Here is a 21,284-nt window from a genome sequence, read left to right as displayed (position 1 = left end):
CGATGCCCTTTTTGTGTGTAAATGTGACCCAGATCAGTCATCCATCGTGGTTATTACCAAATTTTTACGCGTTTAGCTGGTTCAATATACATCTTGTCGCCTTCTTTCACGTCATAAGTACTATAGAACTCAGGCATGTTAGATAAGGCACCTAAGGCACGGAAGTGACCAGGTGAATGTGGATCAGTTGCTACACGGTTACGCATTGCTTCTTCTTTCATCTTCACACGCCAAATTTGGGTGAAGCCCATGAAGAAGCGTTGGTCACCAGTTAAACCATCAATAATCGGTGCTTCTTTACCGTCAAGTGACATTTTGTAAGCTTTATAAGCAATGGTCACACCGGATAAGTCACCGATGTTTTCGCCTAATGTTAGGCTACCATTAACGTGTAAGTCGTCAAACACTTGGTAACCATCGTACTGAGCGATTAATGCCTTACCTTTGGCTTCAAATGCTGTTAAGTCAGCTTCGGTCCACCAGTCACGCATGCTACCAGTACCGTCAAACTTAGCGCCTTGATCGTCAAATCCATGACCCATTTCGTGACCGATAACTGCACCAATACCGCCGTAATTTACAGCATCATCGGCTTCTAAGTTGAAGAATGGAGGCTGTAAAATCGCAGCAGGGAACACGATTTCGTTCATGGTTGGGTTGTAGTAAGCATTAACCGTTTGCGGGGTCATGTGCCATTCATCTCTATCAATGGGCTGGCCTAACTTAGCAATGCTCTTATTATGTTCAAAAATAGCAGCTCGGTTGCTGTTACCGACTAAATCATCTGCTTTAATGGTGAGCTTGGTGTAATCATCCCATTTGTTTGGGTAACCAATTTTTGGATTAAATTTGGCTAGTTTATCCTTTGCGGCAACTTTAGTGTCTGCACTCATCCAATCTAATGAATCAATGCTTGAACCATAAGCACCGCTTAAGTTGCTAACTAATTGCTCCATACGTGTTTTTGCTTCTGGTGCAAAATGACGTTTCACATATACTTTACCGACGACTTCGCCTAATGTGCCGCTAACAGTACTAACACCACGCTTCCAACGCGGCTCTTGTTCTTCTTGACCGTTAAGAGTCTTAGAGAAAAAGGCAAAGTTTTCGTTATCTAATGCTTCAGATAAATTGCTGGCATTGTGAGTCAATGTCATCCAAGTCATGTAGTTTTTCCAAGTCGCAAGGTCGTTGTTTTTAAGGACCTCGTTTAAACCTTGGATATAGCTTGGTTGGTTGATAATAATATCAGTTTGCTTGTCGCCACCTAGGGCAGCTAAATAACCATCCCAGTTAATCTCTGAAGCCAATTCTGGCAAATTTTTAACTTGGTATAGGTTGTAAGTTTTAGTGCTGTCGCGATTTTCAACAACGTCCCAATGCTTTTCAGCAATTTGAGTTTCTAGCGCTAAAATGGCTTCTGCACTGGCTTTAGCATTTGGCAAGCCTGCCAAGTTGTACATTTTTTCGATATGTTCAACAAAGGCTTTACGAATATTAACAAAACGTTCTGCTTCGTTAAAATAGTAATCTTTTTCAGGAAGGCTAAGACCATACTGATAAATATGTGTGGCATAACGGCTTGAATCTTTAGCGTCAATATCAACATAAAATGCTAAAGGTGTGCCACCACCATTGACTTGGTTTTCACCAAAGAAAGCGGTTAATTCTTTTTTGTCTTTTAAAGCAGCAATTTTATCTAGCTCAGCTTGGATTGGCGTAATACCTAATTTATTTAAGGTTTCAACGTCCATAAATGAGCGGTATAAATCAGCTACTTTTTGTTCGTCAGTGCCGTCGGCCAAATTAGGCGTTGCACTTAAATCTTCAATAATGGCTTTAACGTCATCACGTGCTTTTTCGCGTAAGTCGTAAAAAGCACCGATGCTGGTACGGTCGCTTGGGATTTCAGCTTTTTTCATCCATATGCCATTAACATACATGTAGAAATCGTCTTGAGGGCGAACTGACTTGTCGATGTTGTCAAAGTTGATGCCTGAAGTAAGCGCTGTTTCTACTGCAGTTGCTGTGGCAGTTTTAGCGACATCTGCTGCAGGTGCAACGGTTGCCTTTTCATCATTACAAGCACTTAAGCCTGCAATTAACGAGGCACATAGACCTCCAATAACCAGTTTTCTCATGTTGTTTCCTTTGCTTTATTTATAGAGCCCTTCAATGGGGGGCATTGCGAGCTGTGTCGCTTAATTCAGCAATAACCCCTTTATCCAAAGGGAAAAGCTATTACTTTTATAGTGAATTGTATGTTAAAGCCTTCTCCGCCTATAAAACAAGCCGCATGGGCTGATATTTACAGGCTTTTTTGTCACGATATGTAACCAAAAATTACCATAGTGGTGAAAAATATCGGTGATTGATTTCTATTTAAGTGTGTAGGCAGCATAATAGCGCCAATATTTTTAGATTGAGTAATCATTGTGCGTTTAGACAAATTTATCTGTGAAAGTACCGAACTGACTCGGTCATTAGCTAAAAAAGCATTGCATCGTGGTGATGTAACTTGTGATGGCGTTGTGGTGAAAGACTCAGGTTTTAAAGTGCTGCCACAAATGGCAGTGCATTTAGAGGGTACCTTAATTAGTGTGATTGGCGAGCGTTACATCATGATGAACAAGCCAGTTGACACTATTTGCTCAACCATTGATGAAGAATACCCTTCGGTATTGAGTTTGATTGATATTGAAAAAATAAACACTTTGCACATCGCTGGTCGCTTAGATGCTGACACCACAGGGCTAGTGTTAATTACCAGTGACGGCCAGTGGTCGCATAAAATCACTTCACCGAAGAAAGATTGTGGTAAGCGTTATTTAGTGGAGTTAGCCAATCCGATTGATGACAGTTTGATACAGGTATTTGCCGATGGTATTGAATTACGAAACGAAGATGGTCTTACTAAGCCTGCCTTATTAGACATTATTGATCCCACTCACGTCAGGCTAACCATCAGTGAAGGTAAGTACCATCAAGTGAAACGCATGTTTGCTGCGGTAGGTAATCACGTCGTCAACTTGCATCGTGAAGCGGTGGGAAGTATTGAGCTTGATAGTGATTTAGCGCTTGGTGAATGGCGTTTGTTAACCGACGTAGAAGCCAAATCTGTGTAAGCACTTTTAATCTTTCAATATAAAAAGCCCGTTGATGTTTATAAGCATTAACGGGCTTTTTTATTGTTATAATTTAGTGACTTAAGGAACCATGCAAAGTCAGAGGTGGTTATTACATGGTGACTGTTTTAACGCCATCAGGGGTGCCAACTAACAATACATCTGCGCCGCGATTAGCAAATAAGCCATTAGTGACGACGCCGACGATGGCGTTGATTTTAGTTTCCATCACTTTAGGGTCTAGAATCTTCATATTGTAGACATCTAAAATCACGTTGCCGTTATCGGTTACAACACCTTGGCGGTAAACTGGATCTCCGCCTAATTTGACTAATTCACGAGCCACGTAAGAACGTGCCATTGGGATGACTTCTACGGGTAATGGGAACTCACCTAAGATTTCTACTTGTTTAGTGTTATCAACAATACAAATAAACTTGTTGGCAACGGCCGCAACAATTTTTTCGCGTGTTAATGCCGCGCCACCGCCTTTAATCATGTCCATGCGGTCATTGATTTCGTCTGCACCATCTACATAGATGTCAATTAAATCAACACTGTTTAAGTCAAACACTTCAATGCCAAGTTCGATAAGTTTTTTAGTCGATGCTTCTGAGCTCGATACAGCACCTTCAATATCATCCTTCATGGTGGCAAGCGCATCAATGAAGTAGTTGACGGTAGAGCCTGTGCCTACACCTACGATGGTGTCTTTTTTGACATATTGCAGTGCAGCCCAGCCAGCCGCTTTTTTCATTTCATCTTGTGTCATAGCTATATTCTCCATTTTAACCATTGGGTTAATGATAACCTAAATTACTGAAGTACCGTTTGTTGTGCATCATAAAAATGTGCATTTTTAAACGCTGAAAGTACTCGTATGTTGATGTCACTCATAAATTTTTTCTCTAACCTTACATCCATTACATAGGCTTTAACTGTGATGGTTTGTTGGTACTGTCCGAATGAGTAGTCATTGCCCAAATTAACGATAATAGGTTTTTTTAATAAGGTATAAGGTGAACATTGAGTCGCTTCTTTGGCGAGGGCAATTGCGAGTTTATGGTCAGCGTGAATTGGAATGGTAAAACTCACTACCACCATTTCATCTAAGGCACCGCTATTAGCGTTGGACACTGCCGTTTTAAGTGCTTCGGCATTAGGTACCATCACGGTATTATCATCAAAGGTGCGTATCCAAGTTACGCTCCATTCTAATTTGGTCACTTCGCCATAATAGCCTGATACGGATATCATATCGCCAACGCGGTAAGGGGGGTTGATCATCATAATAAATCCGGAGATCATATTTTTAGCGGGTTCTTGAGTTGCTAAACCCACCACAATACTGATTGAACCCACAACCGCGAGGATTAAGTTTTCGTGAGGATCAATAATGCCGACAATTGAATAAATTATTACCGAAAGCCATACAAATAAACGCACAAAAGGGAATGATCGACTCCAAATTAAGCGGTATTTAGGCAATGCTTTATTGAGTTGGTTTAAGCAAAACTGCACCAATACCAAAAATAACCACGCTATCAAGCACAGTAGTAAAATACTGATAATGCGATCTAACGAAATAATATCTAAAAATGCTTGTAGTGCTTTACTTGAATCGTCCATATTTGCCCCGGAATGTTATTTGCTGTGCACGTTATCAATCAGGCCTTATTAATGAAAAAGCTTGTTATTATTAATTAAATGAATAGCAATAATATTGGTTAAAAGTGGCGTTATACGGTAATAATGTGCCACAAAATCTTGTTCAGAGTAGTGTACCTGTAATAATCCTTGGCGGACCAAATATTCAAGCTGCAGAATACTTTTCTCAATTGAAATGGTAAAAATATGGGCATGTTGATGCACTCTTAATCCACCGTGGACATATATTTCTGCCAGCGAAAACAAATCACTGTCTTTACAATTTTTTAAAGCCGAGATATTAATTTGGTAAATTTTAATCTCGTTTTCTTGCTTTGTTTCATCGGCATTAATGTCTACTTGGTGGTTGAGTGAATACTGTAGTAACAATAAGGCTAGCGCTGGATGACCTTGGCTAATGGAATAAAGTTGTTTTAATTGGTCTTCAAATGGTGGTTTTTTATCGGTAACTTGCGCCGGTTTAGCCTCTACTGAGTTGACATCAACATGCTGTTCGGTATTAATTAATCCTAATTTGTCTAATTGTTGTGTTTGTATTTGAGCCAGCTCTTTAGCATTAAAATAATTAAATTCAAGCAGATTACTTACTAAATGGCCGATTTGATATTGCGCCGATAATCGCTGCCAAGTATAGGTTTCACAACCGAGTAACCAACAATGTTGTTTGCGGGTTTCCATCATGATGGTAGCAAAGGTCATTAATGCTTGAGAATTCCCCATCATTCTTATCATAAGCTTATGCACATCATCGATAATAATCAGTTGTGAGTTTTGCTGATTGATTAATTTGATGGCATCAGTAATGGTGTCTGGTGGGGCAATGTTAAAACAATAACAGATGTTTGCGATTGCTTCTTTTGCACTTAACGGTGCCTGATAAAAACTCATATAGAGAACTTGCTCTGGCAGCGGTTTTATATGTAACGTACTTGTTGATGACGATGAATCTATTTTAGGCGTAGAAAGCGATTTATTTTGTGATGCTGCTGATATGTCATTATGCATTGTCGTGAGCAGTGACATTACTTGAGCTAAAAAGGCTGACAACCCCGCTCCAGAAGGAACAATAACCGCTGTTAATTCTCCTTGTCGCTGGCACCATAATTCGATAATTTCACGCATTTGTTGTTGTTGTTGTTCACGGCCGACAAAATTATCACCAGTGACGAATGATGGGCATGACACTGTACCCATCAGTGCTCTTTGGGTCTGTATATTAGGAGAGTTTTTGGCGATGGTATAGAGGGATATTACGCCTTTTTCTGCATCATGGGACTCAGTTTTATGTGACGGTGATGAGATAAATAAATGCGTAATAGCTTGTTTAAATTTATTTAAAAAATTGAAGTTAATGTCCATCTATACTCTCTTTTTACATGCCTAAGTAAAGCTTAACATGAAGTCATTAAAAACAGTATTTGCACCACATCGAGTTTAATATTACCTGGGTAAACTAATCATTAACTGACAAACGAGTAAATATAATCTATCGCTGATGTCTTTTTAGTTTAAAAACCAATAATTTCGGTTAAAAACCTATTATTTGTGATTATTTACCTATTATAGGGCCAATTCTTTATCGTATACTCATTAGACTTATTGAGCTGATTTTTTTAGAGAGAGTGATGAAACGCTGTTTATTTTTTGCCTGCACCTTCTTATTGTGTTCAAGTGCCGTTTTTAGCCATTCGGTAGCTGCTGAACCCGTATCTCAAAAACAATCATTACAAGAGCTAGCGTCAATCAGCGCTATGCTAGTCGACTTGAACACCAATGAAGTATTGTACTCCAGCAATCCGGATCAAACTGTTCCCATCGCTTCGGTGACAAAACTCATGACTGCCATGGTAACTCTTGATGCAAAACTACCGTTAGATGAAAAGATATCAGTTAACGTTTCAGACTCACCAGTGATGCGTAATGTGTATTCTAGAATACGATTAGGCAGCAAAGTGAGCCGTGAAACCATGTTGTTAATGACGCTGATGTCATCTGAAAACCGTGCGGCTACTTCACTTGCTCATCATTATCCTGGTGGATTTAAAGCGTTTGTTCGGGCCATGAATGATAAAGCAACCGCATTGGGGATGACACATACCCATTATGTTGAACCTACTGGGTTATCGCCTGAAAATGTATCTAGTGCGAATGACCTTATTTTATTATTGAAAGCCAGCCAGCAATATCCGTTGTTAGGCAAGTTAAGCTCAACCAATAAAAAGCATATTATTTTTCAAAAACCACGTTATGCACTCGATTTTCACAACACCAATAAATTAGTGTTCAAAGATAGTTGGAACATTGCGTTAACTAAAACCGGTTATACCAGTAAAGCTGGACATTGTTTGGTGATGTTGACGGAAATGAATAAGCGTAAAGTGGCGTTTGTGGTATTAGATTCGTTTGGTAAATACACTCATATGGCGGATGCTAATCGACTTAAAAAATGGTTGGAAACCGGTCGAACTACTCCTATTCCTGCTTCGGCAAAAGCGTATAAAAAACAACGCCAGTTAGTCATAGTCGCCAGTAATACTGAAAGCTAACTAGGTTTCTTTTGCCCAAATGATAAACCTGCAAATAATATTTGTAGGTTTTTTTATGGGTGAAAAATATTCCTTATAAATCAACAAAAAGCACCTGTAAGTACCTATTAATTAATAAAAAACAACTACAAAACTACTGAGTAGTAGCTGTTCATTGAGGTAGTTTCACTCTAAGATATTGGTAATTATCGCGGTAAAGGTATCAATATGTTAAACATGGATTTTAGCCAAAGAGTGGTGATCAACACTGCTGAACTTGAATGGCAAAATAGCCCTGCTGTAGGCGTAGTACGTAAACGGTTAGCGCGCGAAGAAGCCGAGCGCGGTCATGCTACTAGCATTGTTAAATATCAAGCTGGTGCTAAATTTAACTCGCATCCTCATCCGTTAGGTGAAGAAATTTTAGTGTTAGAAGGTGTATTTTCTGACGAAAGCGGAGATTACCCCGCAGGTACGTATTTACGTAACCCTGAAGGGTTTGTTCATGCGCCATTTAGCGTTGAAGGTTGTACCTTATTAGTGAAATTACACCAGTTCCAAGAGAGCGATTCACAACAGGTGGCGATTAATACGAATAAGGCTGAATGGTTGCCTGGTCAAGGTCAGTTAAAGGTGATGCCACTGCATCAACATGGCACTGAATCTACCGCTTTAGTCATGTGGCCTGCGGGAACACACTTTCAACCGCATCGTCATTTTGGTGGTGAAGAAATTTATGTGATTAGTGGAGAATTTATTGATGAACTTGGCCGTTATCCTACCGGTACGTGGATCCGCAGCCCACATTTAAGTCAGCATAATCCCTATGTGGAGCAAGATACTGTTATTTTGGTAAAAGTTGGTCATTTATAAGCGGACTGTTGCGCTAAAAGTATAGGATTCAATCCATAATCTATTAAAAAATACTTAATTTATTGAGGCTTTTATAAATAGATGGCTATGTATGCGTGCCACTTAACTGCGGGATTATATTGGTTCATCTAGGTGTTTATTTAGTTATTTAAAGTGTGATTTTATCAAGGGCAGGGCGTTATTTATGGCTTCAACACGGACTAGTGAATTTATATCATCTTTAGCTGAGCGAGCAGAGACAGTGCTTTTTGAAGAATCAATTGCTTTGATAGACAATCATTATAATTTTAGCCCTAGTGCATTTAAAAATGGTGATCAACTTAATGAGGCTGGGGAGAACTCTGGTTCTTGTAAGGTGTTGGCATTTGGGCAAATTCAGCAATTAACCGTACAGCAAACATTAATCCTGTTTGGTCAGCATTATCGAGATGTAGTGGCAACACCACAAGGCGATGATCATCAAAATATTCGTCAGTTTATGCAGCATGGTTGGCAAGGGGTTTTGTTTTCGCAATTGGCGTTACAAGATAAATAATTGTCAGCTTTCAAACATTGTAGAATTAACCACTCAGTATTGTATGTTGCTACGATAAAAAGGTGGCCACTTAATTAGATATAATAGTGTTTCTAATTAAGTGGCTCAGATGAACAGATCATCTATTTTGTATTCAAACGCTTAATCATGTTCGAATATCTCTTCTTTTAAGTCACGGATTGTATTCAGATCTAAATTTCCAGGTTGAGGGCTCCATGTTACTCGCAAATAATTAGCTAAATCTCTTAGCTGTTCATCACTTAATTTATCAGCATAAGCTGGCATGGCATAAAAGCTGGTGGTGGTGTTGTAATGTTGGCTTTTAATCCCTTTTAACATCACTGCGACGATATTGTGTGGACTGGCTTTATCTAAGGTAGAGTTACCTGCCATTGCGGGTGCAACATTAGGTCGCCCCTCACCATTTAGACCATGACAACCGGCGCAATATCCTGTGTATAGCTTGTACCCTGGTAATTTAGGCTGATGACCATTGAAGGTGAGCGCTTTAGCTTCTACTGCTTCGTCAGTATCAAGCAAGTAACTGCTTACCGCGTGCATGTCGGAATCGGTTAAGTGACTAAAACTGTGGTATACCACAGGATACATGCCACCAAATACGGTACCTTTGCGAGAATAGCCTTCAGTAAACAACGACTTTAAATCATCATGAGTCCAGTTTTGTCGGTTAAGCTCAGTAGGAGTGATATTAGATGCTTCTAGCCCTTCGATAATGGCACCTTGAAAGTGTTTATCCGGTTCCATCGCAAATAAGCTGTCTCTAGGAGTATGACATTCACCACAATGTCCTAGCGAATTGACTAAGTAATTACCTCGGTTCCACGGCTCACTCTTGTCTTTCTTTGGGGTAAATTCCTTAGCATCATGGGCTACTAAATTCCATGCCTTGAGGCCAAATCGTATGTTGAAGGGGAAATAAACATCATTATCGAGATTGGCTTGTTTGATGGGTTTAGTACTCATCAAATAAGCATAAATCGCTTTGGTATCTTGATCCGTTAACAGGCTGTAAGACGTGTACGGCATAGCCGGGTAAAGGTTGCCATTAATACCGACGCCATGATGCATTGCATCAAAAAACTCGTCATAACTGTATTTACCCATTCCGGTGTCTTTGTCTGAAGTAATATTGGTTGAGTACACAGCCCCAAACGGAGTTTCGAACGGCAAGCCACCCGCTAATTCGCGTCCGCCCACCGCGGTATGACAAGCCACACAGTCGCCTATTTTCATTAAATAAGCCCCACGCTCTATCGCACTCGTGTCATCTGCAGCGCTGCAAGTCAACGCCACTAAACCCAAACCGACACTGAGTAATACCGTATGAGTGAGTTTTTTACTCAAATTTAGCCCTAACCATTTAAGACTAGCTAAATGATGTTGATATGCTAGTTTCATGAGAGGGTTAACCCCTCTGTTTTGAGGATCAATTCTTTCATCGCCGCATAGTATTTTACATAGCCAGTACAGCGACAGACATGTTCGCTCAATGCTTCTTCTATGACTTTTTCAACTTGATCTTTGGCAATGGGTTTGCGCTTTAGTTGCTCCATCAGTGCGGTTGATTCATTGATAAAGCCCGAAGTGCACCAACCACATTGAAACGAGAAATTGTCCAAAAAGGCTTGTTGCACAGGGCTAAGCGCGGTGATTTCGCCTTGGGCATTCTGTTTAGCATGACCTTCTATTGTACGGATATGTTTACCGTTGAAACGTTCAACACCGTTGATGCAAGTACGTACAACCTTACTTACGCCTAAGTTGTCGTCTACTATTACTGTACAGGCATGACATACGCCTACGCCGCAGCCAAACTTAGTGCCGGTGAGATTTAAATACTCATGTAAGAATTCAATCATCATGACGCCATCGCCGACCTCAATTGGGCCCACGGCTTGGTTATTAATAGTTAGTTCAATTGACTGGCTCATGCCATGGCCTCCTTAATTTTTTTCGCTGTCATTGGTAGTTCGTAAAAGCGTACTTCGGTAGCCTGATAAACGGCCTCAATCAAAGCGGCCACTACAGGTATCATTACCACCTCGGCAATGCCGCGGTTCGGATCGGTTTCGGATAGTTGCGCTAAAATAGTGTGTCGCTGATTCCAAACACCAACATGCCTTGCTAACGGCACCTGATAGCGATTGAGGTTCCAAGTGCCATTACCCGATCCGGCTTCAAATGGGGGTAACTCTTCATGAAGTGCATGGCCGATCCCCATGACAAGACCGCCTTGAATTTGGCCTTCAACTAACTCCTTAACAATCACTTTACCGGCTTCTAACCAAGTATGAGAGCTCAGCAATGACACTTCGCCATTACCTTCATTTACGGCAATTTCGACTAATGTTGCGCACGGAGCATAGTAAGTCACCATGGCATTATTGAGCTCAGTGCTAGGGTACTTCATGGTTTGACGATCGATTAAGTGATAGCCATTAGAGCTCATGCTGGCTTTGCGGGCCGCATTGCCATGATAGCGATTACCTTCGCCGTATTGCAGTGCCAAAGCATCTAATGCAATACGTTCTTTAGTGCCAAAAATTTCGAAATCAGCTTCAGCCCAGGCCCAGCGGTTAAAGGCGTGACCCATTACGCCAACCACTAACCCCATATCGTGAGCGCGTTTAGCCATAATATCGATCGACAGTGGCGGAAAGCCCATGGCGGTAAGTTTGCCATCAACCCAGCGGCCATCGCTTGAATCATTGAGGTTAGTCGAACCCAATGGGGAGTTAAAATATAACTCATTCCAAATAGACACTGCAGCAGGCCACAGTCCATGACGGTAGATAATGTCAGCGGCAATGCGGGTTACATGGCTTTGATAATAAGCAGACATAGATGCTGACGATGCCATAGCTTTAACGGGTGTCCAACGTGGGTTCGCCGCCATTTCATCTTGGCGCTGTTGTGAAATAATGTAAGGATTATCGGTTTGCACTAACTGCATCGCATCCCAAATGTCTATTTCCGCGAGTTTCACCTCATGGGCATAATTACCTAGCGACTCGCTGACAACCACTGCTTGGGAGGTTTGGGCGCCGGTGCCCATTTCGACAAACCCAATCTCCAGTATTATTTTTCCGTCTGGGGCTAATCTAACCGCAGCACTTGGCGCCGCGGCCCCAGTACCATAATCTTTAGTGGCGATGCCAAAGCCTACACCGTAGCGCATGCCTGGATGCTTGGCTTCATAATTAGCCTTTGTAGCGGCTCGGTTTTGCCATACAGGGTCTTGTTCGGCCATATCGAGCATTTCACGGTATCGCAACGTACCATTGGGGATAGCACCTTGAGTATTACGTTGTCCTGACTCCATTACATTAGCCGCACGTAGCTTAAAGGGGTCTACTTTTAACTCTGCAGCCATTTCGTGGATCATGCATTCCATAGCAGTCATAGATTGCAATGTGCCATAACCGCGCATAGACCCTGCATCTGGGTTACGAGAGGCATAACAGGTGGCGACAATATCATTACGCGGCGTGTAGTAAATACTTTGCATTGCCGTTGCGCCAACGGAGGTGACCGACGGACTGAAGTTAACTCTACCACCGCCATCTACAGTCATTTTTGACGTTAATGCTTGAATTTTTAAGGTGGCTTTATCTACCGCTAAACGATTTTTCATCGTGAATGGATGACGCTTAAGGCCGACTTGAAATTGTTCAAAGCGATCATTGGCTAAACGTATCGGACCGTTGGCATAAATGGTCGCAAGCACACCATAATAAGGAAATATCGAGTGATCTTTGGCGCCAAAACCACCACCAATATAAGGTGAGTGCACCACCAAATGTTTTACTTTGTCCGCCAATGGTCCAGATGACAGCATATGCACCGCCATCTCTTGAAAGTCTTGCGGCGATTGCGAGGTAATAACCGTATGAAAGGTTTGGCTACTGGCATCAAACCAGCCATTAAAGGCTTCTGGTTCCATCATCATAGGGTCGATAATTTGGGTGCGATATTCGCGTTCTAATACTTGCCATTGTTGGCTTTCTTTAGCACTCGCTATCTGCTTCTCTATCTCGCCAGCATAATAAAGCCCCCGCTCAGAAACCGAACCTTGAGCATTAGCATCCCCAAGCCATTCCGGTTTGTGGTTTCTAACACTTGGAAAAAACAAGCCGTCGTGTAGTGGACTATAGGCGTCTTCAGTAGCGCCATTTTTACCTTCAACCCGAATAAGACGCCAGTTGGCATAAGGATCTTTGCTGTCTGATAAAAAAGGGGTTTTTTCACCGTATTGCAATAAGGTATTGTCGAACTGCAACAAAGATTTAGCCTGTTTAAACGCTGGGAAACTGTCGAATAATAATATCGCCACAGCGTGACCAAGATAGTCAGCGGTATGTCCTTGTGCCAGTAACATATTGTCACCGTAAAACGCCGGCAACTTAACTTTGTCGCGGGCAAGATCTGCAGCGGTTATTACTTTATAGGGTTTAGCCGAAGCGGGTAGGTGATCAAGGGAGAAACCTTGATAAGTATGATCCGCATTAGTTGCTCGTAAAACAAACGCATAGCCTTGCTGTTTTGGCCAGCCAGCCATGTCCATCGCGCGGTAATCTCGACCGTAGACTTTTTGGCCGGTGACTTTAGCAATACCATCATTGCGAAATTTGGGCTTAGATTGACCGTTAACTTGAGTTTGCCATTGAGCAGCCAGTTCAGGAGAGATTATAGACGCATTGGCCCGACTCATTTCCCACAGTAAAGGCGCTGAATAAACCGCTACCCCACCAATCACACATTGTTTAATAAAGGTCCGGCGCGACGCGTTAGACATATCCATATATCACCTCAGTTTGTCTTAAGGGGAAAATCAGACGCCCTGTTAACTGTCGTCCGATCTTGACTCATTCATTTGGTTATAAGTGCAGAATTTGATTGCGATGAATCTAAATTAGCAATATTCAACGCTAACATAGGGATATTAGAATGCATATTCTCTATGGTTATAGGACTTATCAAATAAAGACGCTTGAATAGACTAGCACCATTTTCATGATTTAATCGGCAAAAAAACGGTGTAGATTTAGAGTATGTTATAAAAATGCTGTTATTAATGTTTAACATCGTCAACATTACCCTTTTGGGCTCAAACAGAGTTATTTGATGTTTCATTGAGTAAATGGTTTTTTTTCACCATTAATGAATCACATAGACAGCAAAGGGGGTATTAGTGTGGGCGAGCATCTTGGCTTTTTATGAAGATTGATTATTTAATTTTAGTCAGTATAAATAATAATTGTGTTTGAAAATGAATCTTTGTTTATGGTTTTAAGTTAATTGTTTTATTTGTATTTCTATGGTTAAAATTTTGTTTTGTTTTGTTTTGTTTTGTTTTGTTTTGTTTTGTTTATGTGTTTATATTGAGGGTTTAATCATAACTAAGGTTAACTGTTTAGCTGTGATGAGAGTCTCATTATTATCAAGTGAGGTGATATCGCCCCCTGTTATGCAGAGGTTTTACTTATTGAATGTATGCAGTGACTTAATTATATGGTTCTATTCTTGGCAATAAGTTGTGATAGCCGGGTCATTCAATTGTCTTATATAATAGAAGTATCTTTTACCTGTTTAACCCGCAGTAATTTATTACTTATGCCTGTTGTTGAATCTCTATTGAAGTTAATTTTTACATCCGTTAATACTGTGCCAATATTCCCCCACAAGTATGATCAAGCGCACCTCTTACTACTTCAAACTCGCCATCAGATAACAATTAAATAACGTTTTAATTACTAAACCATCAAAACCGTAAACTTAAATGTACATTCATGGCGGGGATCGCAATATTTGTCTTATTTAGCTAACTGTTTAATCCAAATTGATTAGGTACACTGCGCGCCTTTGATATGCAGAGCGTTCAAAGCACTACTATATAGCCATTGCATTACCTGCATTATTTAATCACAACCTGTTTAAAGGATAGAAAATCATATGCCATTTCCAACACACCGGTTTTACGAAGACATTATGGCTTTGTTTTGTGCAGGTGTAATGGTGTCTTTGGGGGTGACGCTCTATAACAGTAATCAACTTATTACTGGTGGTACCGCTGGCCTGGCGATTATTGGCATGCATTTGACATCATTAAGTTTTGGGATGTTATTCTTTTTAGTCAATGTGCCTTTTTATTACATCGCATGGACAAAACTTTCTAAGCGTTTCACTATCAATACCTTCATTTCAGTGTCAATCATTTCGGTAATGACGGATTACATGCCGATGTTTATTCATATCGACAATGTAAATCCAGTATTTGCAGCCACTGTCGGTGGTATGTTGATTGGCGTCGGGATGTTAATTATGTTCAGACATAAGTCGAGTTTAGGGGGCTTAGGCATTTTGGCGCTTTACTTACAAAATAAGTATTCAATTCGAGCTGGTAATTTTGGCTTGTTAGTTGATACGATTATTTTAAGCTCTTCGATGTTGATGTTTTCTTTTGAGGTGGTGTTATTGTCTGTGATGGGGGCTGCAATGTTAAATGTGTTGATTGCGATTAATCATAAACCCGGCCGTTATCAAGCTTATGTTGAGAGTAAAACCGAAAAAGACGGTGTTAGCGTATAATTGAAGTCAAAGTTTGCCTCCGCTTATTTTTTATTGCCACACTTAGATTAAAATAAAGTCGTGGCACTTCTCTCACTCATAGGCAATGGGTAAAGTGCATTCTTGATTATTAATCAGTATTTGCAAACCTCAGAGCTCCGGCAACATTTTTGTTGTTTACTTAAATAACACAAGTGAAAAGCTCGCGTCTGTTATTCATCTCTACTTCGAGTTCATCTTTAACCGTCTTCGGCCCATCTTATAGTTCAAAGTGAAAATCCAACGTTTCCGATAGGAATCTGATAGACAGCATTCTGGCTTAATGAAACTGCACACCTATATACACCTATATAAGAAGTAAACTTGCCTATAGATAACATCGGCACAATATGAATAGTGCGATATTAGCGCTATAAGAATAATATGACCGATAAATACAAGGGAATTGAGCTGTTTCAATTGATCTGCATTTTAAAATTCCTGTAGTTACTAATACTTAATAAGCAATATTGTGGATAAGTTTGTGTGTAACGTGTGGCTAAGCTGGTGTTAAATCGGGTATAAAAACTAATTGATAAATATCATTATAAATGGGTTGCACTAAATCTTGAGTTGCCTATAATGCGCATCCACTGACACGGCAGACAGCGCAAGCGGTCACCGGGTTAGGTTGAATTAAGTGCTTCAAAACACAGAGTTCAGCAGCGAAAAGAAAGTTTGAAAAAACACTTGACGCCAACACGGGGAAGCGTAGAATACGCACCCCAAGCCAACGACCTAGCGTCTTAGGCTGCTAACATGAAAGACTTAAACTTCTTCATAGTGAGCAACGTTCTTTAACAATTTAAACAAGAAATCTGTGTGGACATTCACAGGTGTTGAGTTATTCGAAATTGTCTTCTGTTCTTCGGAATGTTGGCAATCAAAAAATTTCAACTCAATGCAACGATGAATGTTCATAGCAATATGTAACAAGCATTTTATAGATTCTTCCGAGTTTATAAGATGTAAATCAGAATTCATTGAGCCGAAATATTCTTAACCGAATATTTCAAAAAACTTTAATTGAAGAGTTTGATCATGGCTCAGATTGAACGCTGGCGGCAGGCCTAACACATGCAAGTCGAGCGGTAACAGAAAGTAGCTTGCTACTTTGCTGACGAGCGGCGGACGGGTGAGTAATGCCTAGGGATCTGCCCAGTCGAGGGGGATAACAGTTGGAAACGACTGCTAATACCGCATACGCCCTACGGGGGAAAGGAGGGGACCTTCGGGCCTTTCGCGATTGGATGAACCTAGGTGGGATTAGCTAGTTGGTGAGGTAATGGCTCACCAAGGCGACGATCCCTAGCTGTTCTGAGAGGATGATCAGCCACACTGGGACTGAGACACGGCCCAGACTCCTACGGGAGGCAGCAGTGGGGAATATTGCACAATGGGGGAAACCCTGATGCAGCCATGCCGCGTGTGTGAAGAAGGCCTTCGGGTTGTAAAGCACTTTCAGTAGGGAGGAAAGGTAGCGTGTTAATAGCACGCTGCTGTGACGTTACCTACAGAAGAAGGACCGGCTAACTTCGTGCCAGCAGCCGCGGTAATACGAGGGGTCCGAGCGTTAATCGGAATTACTGGGCGTAAAGCGTACGCAGGCGGTTCATTAAGCTAGATGTGAAATCCCCGGGCTCAACCTGGGAATTGCATTTAGAACTGGTGAACTAGAGTCTTGTAGAGGGGGGTAGAATTTCAGGTGTAGCGGTGAAATGCGTAGAGATCTGAAGGAATACCGGTGGCGAAGGCGGCCCCCTGGACAAAGACTGACGCTCATGTACGAAAGCGTGGGGAGCAAACAGGATTAGATACCCTGGTAGTCCACGCCGTAAACGATGTCTACTCGGAGTTTGGTGACTTAGTCACTGGGCTCCCAAGCTAACGCATTAAGTAGACCGCCTGGGGAGTACGGCCGCAAGGTTAAAACTCAAATGAATTGACGGGGGCCCGCACAAGCGGTGGAGCATGTGGTTTAATTCGATGCAACGCGAAGAACCTTACCTACTCTTGACATCCACAGAAGCCGGAAGAGATTCTGGTGTGCCTTCGGGAACTGTGAGACAGGTGCTGCATGGCTGTCGTCAGCTCGTGTTGTGAAATGTTGGGTTAAGTCCCGCAACGAGCGCAACCCCTATCCTTATTTGCCAGCACGTAATGGTGGGAACTCTAGGGAGACTGCCGGTGATAAACCGGAGGAAGGTGGGGACGACGTCAAGTCATCATGGCCCTTACGAGTAGGGCTACACACGTGCTACAATGGCGTATACAGAGGGTTGCAAAGCCGCGAGGTGGAGCTAATCTCACAAAGTACGTCGTAGTCCGGATTGGAGTCTGCAACTCGACTCCATGAAGTCGGAATCGCTAGTAATCGTAGATCAGAATGCTACGGTGAATACGTTCCCGGGCCTTGTACACACCGCCCGTCACACCATGGGAGTGGGCTGCAAAAGAAGTGGGTAGTTTAACCTTCGGGAGAACGCTCACCACTTTGTGGTTCATGACTGGGGTGAAGTCGTAACAAGGTAGCCCTAGGGGAACCTGGGGCTGGATCACCTCCTTACCTATACGACTAACTCAATACCTAAAGTGCAGCGATGCATGTGAGTGTTCACACAGATTACTTGTTACCTTCTTCGGAAGGAGAGTGAAACACACCGCGAGCCGGTTAAGTGTTGTTCTTTAACAATTTGGAAAGCTGATAGTACTAACTAAAGGCGCATTGATGACGATTCGTTGTTGTTGATGTGATTACGTTAGTGCGAAAAATAATACTGATGCGAAAGCATCAGTATCTTGAGTTCTCAAAACACTGTTTAAGTGTCTTGAATATTCTAAAAACTAAGGCGAGTCCACTTCCTACCCGGAGGTGAGACAAGTAAAAACCAGCTAGTTGCGATATAACGCAGGTGGTTCACGCAAGTGAAACTCATTTGGGTTGTATGGTTAAGTGACTAAGCGTATACGGTGGATGCCTTGGCAGTCAGAGGCGATGAAGGACGTAATAACTTGCGAAAAGCGTTGGCGAGCTAGTAATAAGCATTTGAGCTAACGATATCCGAATGGGGAAACCCAGCAGCATAAGCTGTTATCACTACATGAATACATAGTGTAGTGAGGCAAACCCGGGGAACTGAAACATCTAAGTACCCGGAGGAAAAGAAATCAACCGAGATTCCCCTAGTAGCGGCGAGCGAACGGGGATTAGCCCTTAAGTCTATGGGGTGTTAGTGGAATGAGTTGGAAAGCTCAGCGGCACAGGGTGATAGCCCCGTACATGAAAACTAACCATAGATGAAAACGAGTAAGGCGGGACACGTGACATCCTGTTTGAATATGGGGGGACCATCCTCCAAGGCTAAATACTCCTGACTGACCGATAGTGAACCAGTACCGTGAGGGAAAGGCGAAAAGAACCCCTGTGAGGGGAGTGAAATAGAACCTGAAACCGTGTACGTACAAGCAGTGGGAGCGGTTCTTGAGACCGTGACTGCGTACCTTTTGTATAATGGGTCAGCGACTTACGTTTTGTAGCGAGGTTAAGCGAATAGCGGAGCCGTAGGGAAACCGAGTGTTAACTGCGCGTTTAGTTGCAAGGCGTAGACCCGAAACCGAGTGATCTAGCCATGGGCAGGTTGAAGGTTGAGTAACATCAACTGGAGGACCGAACCGACTTATGTTGAAAAATGAGCGGATGACTTGTGGCTGGGGGTGAAAGGCCAATCAAACTCGGAGATATCTGGTTCTCCTCGAAAGCTATTTAGGTAGCGCCTCGAGCGAATACCATTGGGGGTAGAGCACTGTTAAGGCTAGGGGGTCATCCCGACTTACCAACCCTTTGCAAACTCCGAATACCAATGAGTACTACTCGGGAGACAGACAGCGGGTGCTAACGTCCGTTGTCAAAAGGGAAACAACCCAGACCGTCAGCTAAGGTCCCAAAGTGTATGTTAAGTGGGAAACGATGTGGGGAAGGCTTAGACAGCTAGGATGTTGGCTTAGAAGCAGCCATCATTTAAAGAAAGCGTAATAGCTCACTAGTCGAGTCGGCCTGCGCGGAAGATTTAACGGGGCTAAACATACCACCGAAGCTACGGGTGCATTTCTTAGGAAGTGCGCGGTAGAGGAGCGTTCTGTAAGCGGTTGAAGGTGAAGGGGTAACCCACACTGGACGTATCAGAAGTGCGAATGCTGACATGAGTAACGATAAAGGGAGTGAAAAACTCCCTCGCCGAAAGACCAAGGGTTCCTGTCCAACGTTAATCGGGGCAGGGTGAGTCGACCCCTAAGGTGAGGCCGAAAGGCGTAATCGATGGGAAACAGATTAATATTTCTGTACTTCTGCTAACTGCGATGGAGAGACGGAGAAGGCTAGGCTAGCGCGGCGTTGGTAGTCCGCGTTTAAGGTAGTAGGCTGTATTCTTAGGCAAATCCGGGAATACGTACTTAAATGTACAGGTTGAGAGCTGATGACGAGTCACTAAGGTGATGAAGTAGTTGATGCCATGCTTCCAGGAAAATCTTCTAAGCTTCAGGTTAGTAGAAATCGTACCCCAAACCGACACAGGTGGTCGGGTAGAGAATACCAAGGCGCTTGAGAGAACTCGGCTGAAGGAACTAGGCAAAATGGTACCGTAACTTCGGGAGAAGGTACGCTGCTGTCGGTGATGGGACTTGCTCCCTAAGCTGACGGCAGTCGCAGATACCAGGTGGCTGCAACTGTTTATCAAAAACACAGTACTGTGCAAAATCGCAAGATGACGTATACGGTATGACGCCTGCCCGGTGCCGGAAGGTTAATTGATTGGGTTATCTTCGGAGAAGCTCATGATCGAAGCCCCGGTAAACGGCGGCCGTAACTATAACGGTCCTAAGGTAGCGAAATTCCTTGTCGGGTAAGTTCCGACCTGCACGAATGGCGTAATGATGGCCACGCTGTCTCCAGCCGAGACTCAGTGAAGTTGAAATTGCGGTGAAGTGAAGATGCCGTATACCCGCGGCTAGACGGAAAGACCCCGTGAACCTTTACTATAGCTTGGCACTGAACATTGAACCTACATGTGTAGGATAGGTGGGAGACTTTGAAACTTTGACGCTAGTCAGAGTGGAGTCAATCTTGAAATACCACCCTTGTAGTTTTGATGTTCTAACCGCGGCCCCTTATCGGGGTTCGGGACAGTGCCTGGTGGGTAGTTTGACTGGGGCGGTCTCCTCCCAAAGAGTAACGGAGGAGCACGAAGGTTGGCTAAGTACGGTCGGACATCGTACGGTTAGTGCAATGGCATAAGCCAGCTTAACTGCGAGACATACACGTCGAGCAGGTACGAAAGTAGGTCATAGTGATCCGGTGGTTCTGAATGGAAGGGCCATCGCTCAACGGATAAAAGGTACTCCGGGGATAACAGGCTGATACCGCCCAAGAGTTCATATCGACGGCGGTGTTTGGCACCTCGATGTCGGCTCATCACATCCTGGGCTGCTGAAGTCGGTCCCAAGGGTATGGCTGTTCGCCATTTAAAGTGGTACGCGAGCTGGGTTCAGAACGTCGTGAGACAGTTCGGTCCCTATCTGCCGTGGGCGTTGGATGATTGAAGGAAGCTGCTCCTAGTACGAGAGGACCGGAGTGGACGAACCGCTGGTGTTCGGGTTGTTATGCCAATAGCATTGCCCGGTAGCTACGTTCGGAATCGATAACCGCTGAAAGCATCTAAGCGGGAAGCGAGTCCTAAGATGAGTCATCCCTAGAGCTTTAAGCTCTCTAAAGGGCCGTAGGAGACTACTACGTTGATAGGCAAGGTGTGTAAGCGTTGTGAGGCGTTGAGCTAACTTGTACTAATGACCCGTGAGGCTTAACCATACAACCCAGATGGGTTTTACTGAAAATGTTCCCGACATTTTCTAGCACTTCCTCCTTCCATGGAGGTCGTA

General features: G+C 42.9%; 12 protein-coding genes and 2 rRNA genes. 7 read left to right on the top strand and 7 right to left on the bottom strand.

Annotation, left to right across the window (positions count from 1 at the left end; genetic code table 11):
* Nucleotides 1–53: 53 nt before the first annotated feature.
* Nucleotides 54–2,141, bottom strand: a complete 2,088-nt coding sequence (locus tag ABIS04_RS14915; RefSeq protein WP_137225977.1) for a M13 family metallopeptidase — start codon at nt 2,139–2,141, stop codon at nt 54–56.
* Between the two features lie 294 nt (nt 2,142–2,435).
* On the opposite strand from ABIS04_RS14915, the gene rsuA reads away from it, so the two are divergent.
* Nucleotides 2,436–3,125, top strand: coding sequence for a 16S rRNA pseudouridine(516) synthase RsuA (gene rsuA / locus ABIS04_RS14910; RefSeq protein WP_350431552.1), 690 nt, complete (start codon nt 2,436–2,438; stop codon nt 3,123–3,125).
* 112 nt (nt 3,126–3,237) lie between these two features.
* Here rsuA and rpiA read toward each other — a convergent pair whose 3' ends face one another.
* Genes rpiA through ABIS04_RS14895 form a run of 3 tightly spaced genes read right to left on the bottom strand, consistent with a single transcriptional unit; the run spans nt 3,238 to nt 6,152 of the window.
* On the bottom strand, nt 3,238–3,897 hold the full coding sequence (gene rpiA / locus ABIS04_RS14905; protein ID WP_350431551.1) for a ribose-5-phosphate isomerase RpiA: 660 nt from the start codon (nt 3,895–3,897) through the stop codon (nt 3,238–3,240).
* Between the two features lie 44 nt (nt 3,898–3,941).
* Nucleotides 3,942–4,754, bottom strand: coding sequence for a mechanosensitive ion channel family protein (locus tag ABIS04_RS14900; protein ID WP_140234957.1), 813 nt, complete (start codon nt 4,752–4,754; stop codon nt 3,942–3,944).
* A 48-nt stretch (nt 4,755–4,802) separates the two neighbouring features.
* Complete coding sequence (locus ABIS04_RS14895; protein ID WP_350431550.1) at nt 4,803–6,152, bottom strand: hypothetical protein; 1,350 nt, start codon at nt 6,150–6,152, stop codon at nt 4,803–4,805.
* A gap of 266 nt (nt 6,153–6,418) precedes the next feature.
* Between ABIS04_RS14895 and pbpG the strand changes: the two genes are divergently transcribed.
* From pbpG to ABIS04_RS14880, 3 genes are all read left to right on the top strand, one after another.
* The gene (gene pbpG / locus ABIS04_RS14890) at nt 6,419–7,339 is read left to right on the top strand and encodes a D-alanyl-D-alanine endopeptidase (protein WP_350431549.1); all 921 of its coding nucleotides are present in this window, start codon (nt 6,419–6,421) and stop codon (nt 7,337–7,339) included.
* Nucleotides 7,340–7,546: 207 nt separating this feature from the next.
* A complete protein-coding gene (locus ABIS04_RS14885; RefSeq protein ID WP_350431548.1) occupies nt 7,547–8,191 on the top strand; it encodes a cupin domain-containing protein in 645 nt (214 codons plus the stop codon).
* A gap of 184 nt (nt 8,192–8,375) precedes the next feature.
* A complete protein-coding gene (locus ABIS04_RS14880; RefSeq protein ID WP_350431547.1) occupies nt 8,376–8,726 on the top strand; it encodes a HopJ type III effector protein in 351 nt (116 codons plus the stop codon).
* A gap of 141 nt (nt 8,727–8,867) precedes the next feature.
* Here ABIS04_RS14880 and ABIS04_RS14875 read toward each other — a convergent pair whose 3' ends face one another.
* The 3 genes from ABIS04_RS14875 to ABIS04_RS14865 are packed head-to-tail and all read right to left on the bottom strand — an operon-like array spanning nt 8,868 to nt 13,548.
* Nucleotides 8,868–10,145 (bottom strand): cytochrome c, encoded by a 1,278-nt coding sequence (locus ABIS04_RS14875; RefSeq protein ID WP_350431546.1) that lies wholly within the window; start codon nt 10,143–10,145, stop codon nt 8,868–8,870.
* Complete coding sequence (locus ABIS04_RS14870; RefSeq protein WP_350431545.1) at nt 10,142–10,678, bottom strand: 2Fe-2S iron-sulfur cluster-binding protein; 537 nt, start codon at nt 10,676–10,678, stop codon at nt 10,142–10,144. The genes ABIS04_RS14875 and ABIS04_RS14870 overlap by 4 nt, the downstream gene beginning before the upstream one ends.
* Nucleotides 10,675–13,548 (bottom strand): molybdopterin cofactor-binding domain-containing protein, encoded by a 2,874-nt coding sequence (locus ABIS04_RS14865; RefSeq protein WP_350431544.1) that lies wholly within the window; start codon nt 13,546–13,548, stop codon nt 10,675–10,677. The genes ABIS04_RS14870 and ABIS04_RS14865 overlap by 4 nt, the downstream gene beginning before the upstream one ends.
* Before the next feature lie 1,151 nt (nt 13,549–14,699).
* Here ABIS04_RS14865 and ABIS04_RS14860 point away from each other — a divergent pair.
* The 3 genes from ABIS04_RS14860 to ABIS04_RS14850 all read left to right on the top strand — a co-directional run bounded on the left by ABIS04_RS14860 (nt 14,700) and on the right by ABIS04_RS14850 (nt 21,213).
* A complete protein-coding gene (locus tag ABIS04_RS14860) occupies nt 14,700–15,335 on the top strand; it encodes a YitT family protein (RefSeq protein ID WP_137225995.1) in 636 nt (211 codons plus the stop codon).
* 1,041 nt (nt 15,336–16,376) lie between these two features.
* Nucleotides 16,377–17,919 (top strand): 16S ribosomal RNA (locus ABIS04_RS14855).
* Nucleotides 17,920–18,300: 381 nt separating this feature from the next.
* Nucleotides 18,301–21,213: ribosomal RNA gene (locus ABIS04_RS14850) — 23S ribosomal RNA — on the top strand.
* The 16S and 23S rRNA genes sit together here, the layout of an rRNA operon.
* The last annotated feature ends 71 nt before the right edge of the window (nt 21,214–21,284 follow it).

It is taken from the genome of Shewanella sp. H8 (assembly GCF_040285065.1).
GTDB classification, from domain to species: Bacteria; Pseudomonadota; Gammaproteobacteria; order Enterobacterales; family Shewanellaceae; genus Shewanella; species Shewanella polaris.
The sequence above is the reverse complement of the archived record's forward strand: the minus strand, read 5'-3'. Positions and strand labels throughout refer to the sequence as shown.

What these genes read in the sequence shown, in the direction of transcription:
- ABIS04_RS14875 (WP_350431546.1), bottom strand. Translation starts at nt 10,145, where the DNA reads ATGAAACTAGCATATCAACATCATTTAGCTAGTCTTAAATGGTTAGGG.
- ABIS04_RS14880 (WP_350431547.1), top strand. Translation starts at nt 8,376, where the DNA reads ATGGCTTCAACACGGACTAGTGAATTTATATCATCTTTAGCTGAGCGA.
- ABIS04_RS14885 (WP_350431548.1), top strand. Translation starts at nt 7,547, where the DNA reads ATGTTAAACATGGATTTTAGCCAAAGAGTGGTGATCAACACTGCTGAA.
- pbpG (WP_350431549.1), top strand. Translation starts at nt 6,419, where the DNA reads ATGAAACGCTGTTTATTTTTTGCCTGCACCTTCTTATTGTGTTCAAGT.
- ABIS04_RS14870 (WP_350431545.1), bottom strand. Translation starts at nt 10,678, where the DNA reads ATGAGCCAGTCAATTGAACTAACTATTAATAACCAAGCCGTGGGCCCA.
- rpiA (WP_350431551.1), bottom strand. Translation starts at nt 3,897, where the DNA reads ATGACACAAGATGAAATGAAAAAAGCGGCTGGCTGGGCTGCACTGCAA.
- ABIS04_RS14895 (WP_350431550.1), bottom strand. Translation starts at nt 6,152, where the DNA reads ATGGACATTAACTTCAATTTTTTAAATAAATTTAAACAAGCTATTACG.
- ABIS04_RS14915 (WP_137225977.1), bottom strand. Translation starts at nt 2,141, where the DNA reads ATGAGAAAACTGGTTATTGGAGGTCTATGTGCCTCGTTAATTGCAGGC.
- ABIS04_RS14860 (WP_137225995.1), top strand. Translation starts at nt 14,700, where the DNA reads ATGCCATTTCCAACACACCGGTTTTACGAAGACATTATGGCTTTGTTT.
- ABIS04_RS14900 (WP_140234957.1), bottom strand. Translation starts at nt 4,754, where the DNA reads ATGGACGATTCAAGTAAAGCACTACAAGCATTTTTAGATATTATTTCG.
- ABIS04_RS14865 (WP_350431544.1), bottom strand. Translation starts at nt 13,548, where the DNA reads ATGGATATGTCTAACGCGTCGCGCCGGACCTTTATTAAACAATGTGTG.